Genomic DNA, 2191 nt, shown 5'->3' on the forward strand with positions numbered 1-2191 from the left:
TCTTTGGCGAAGACAGCATCACCCGCGCCGTAGGAGGGGTGAGCTTTCAGGTCCGAAAAGGCGAAACGCTCGGGGTCGTTGGCGAATCGGGATGCGGAAAAAGCGTCACCTCTCTGTCCATACTTCGCCTACTGCCAAAGCTCACTGCTCGGACAGTTGGCGGAGAGGTTCGGTTCCACGGACAAGACTTGCTCAAGCTTTCAGATCGCGAAATGCGAAAAATTCGTGGCAACAAGATTGCCATGATATTCCAGGACCCGATGACCAGCCTGAGCCCGGTTCACACTGTTGGGCGACAGATCGCTGAAGCCGTTGAAATCCACACTCGGGCTTCGCGTTCCGTCGCAATGAAAAAGGCAGAGGAGATGCTGCGTCTGGTCCGTATCGCGGACCCCGAACGTCGGCTCAAGAACTATCCGCACGAAATGTCGGGCGGCATGCGTCAACGTGCAATGATCGCCATGGCGCTCGCCTGTTCACCGGAGTTGTTGATTGCCGATGAGCCTACGACGGCTCTGGATGTGACAATTCAGGCGCAAATCCTCAGATTGATCGTCGATCTCAAAGAACGAACAGGCACCTCGGTGATGTTCATTACTCACGATCTTGGCGTTGTCGCCGAGACATGTCAGCGCGTAATCGTGATGTACGCCGGGCAAATTGTTGAGCAGGCGACTGTCATCGATCTCTTTGCGCGGCCTATGCATCCTTACACCAAGGCACTCATGCGCTCTGTTCCCGACAGGCGCCGCGGAAAGGAAAGTCGCCTGCCGGAAATTCCAGGGATCGTACCGAGCCTACGCGCCCCTATCATCGGGTGCAGCTTTGCCCCGCGCTGTCCGCACGCGACCGACATTTGCAGGGAGAAAACGCCAGTCCTGGAGGAACACGGACCGGGTCACGCCGCCGCCTGCTGGCATGTAGAGAAGGTACAGCGCGTATGAATGGTCCACTGCTTACGGTCGAGAACTTGACTAAGCACTATCCGCTGGGTGGTGGGTTTTCGAAGAGAGACGCTCCCGTAATCAGGGCCGTCCAGGAGGTGTCATTTTCCGTCGAGGCAGGTGAGACCCTCTGCATCGTCGGTGAATCGGGCTGCGGCAAGTCGACGATCGCACGGCTCCTGATGCGCCTTATCGACCCAACCGAAGGCCGCGTGCTCCTTGAAGGTGTTGATATTGCAAGCCTGAAGAAACACGAGCTCCGAAATCAACGCCGTCGAATGCAGATGGTGTTCCAGGATCCCTATTCATCGCTAAACCCTCGGCTCTCGGCTGGCCAGATCATCACTGAACCAGCTGAGAACTTCGAGCGCCTGAGCCGAAAGCAGCGGGAGGCGCTCGCGGCAAAGCTCCTGCAACAGGTGGGTCTTGCTCCGGAGATGATGCACCGGCTTCCCTCCGAGCTATCGGGAGGGCAACGCCAGCGCCTCGGCATAGCACGGGCATTGTCCCTTAAGCCTGCGATCATCATAGCAGACGAGGCGGTTTCGGCTCTCGATGTCTCCGTCCAAGCGCAGATCCTGAACCTGCTTATGGATCTCCAGCAAGAACTGGGCATCGCCTTCGTCTTTATCTCTCATGACCTTGGCGTCGTCGAGCATATCGGTCACAAGGTGGCGGTTATGTATCTGGGGCGCATCGTGGAACTCGCGAGGTGCGAAGATTTATTTGCAAATCCTGTGCATCCCTACACCGAAGCATTGATCGCGGCCGCTCCGGTGCCCGACCCAACTCACCGCGGTCTAGAAGCGCGGCTGGAAGGGGAAGTTCCAAGCCCCGTGAATCCGCCGACGGGATGTGCGTTTCACACTCGGTGTCCATTAGCAGTCGACCGATGCAGACAGGACGTTCCGACATTGAATCCGATGCCGGATGGTCGAGTTGTCGCATGTCATGTACGGGCTCCGACCATTCGTGAGAATTCTGACATTGTAAGCGAGGCACCGCTCCTTAGTCAGTGACCATCTAAAGGGAAGTCCCCTGACGCCCTCAAATCTCACCCGAATGTATCTATGGCACCCCTAGTGTGCAGGCTCTGGAGAATGTATGAACGCGGACCAAAATGCAGATAGAGACGAACAAGGGCCAGAACTGAACAGCTACGACGTGGCGGGCTCTCTCCAAACCAATATCGCCGACGGCTTCACGCTTGTCGCAGTTGGCGACCTCATTGTGTCGCGGCGATTAAC

Annotated in this window: 2 protein-coding genes; both read left to right on the forward strand. The window is 57.1% G+C overall.

Annotated elements, in window-relative coordinates; all coding sequences use genetic code 11:
• Positions 1–944, forward strand: a 944-nt coding sequence (locus tag A3AY_RS0128485) for an ABC transporter ATP-binding protein (protein WP_018329081.1), incomplete at its 5' end; no start/stop codon positions are given.
• Positions 941–1963 (forward strand): ABC transporter ATP-binding protein, encoded by a 1023-nt coding sequence (locus A3AY_RS36415; RefSeq protein WP_018329082.1) that lies wholly within the window; start codon positions 941–943, stop codon positions 1961–1963. The genes A3AY_RS0128485 and A3AY_RS36415, both read left to right, overlap by 4 nt.
• Positions 1964–2191 lie beyond the last annotated feature (228 nt).

This window comes from Rhizobium giardinii bv. giardinii H152, assembly GCF_000379605.1.
Lineage (GTDB): Bacteria > Pseudomonadota > Alphaproteobacteria > Rhizobiales > Rhizobiaceae > Pararhizobium > Pararhizobium giardinii.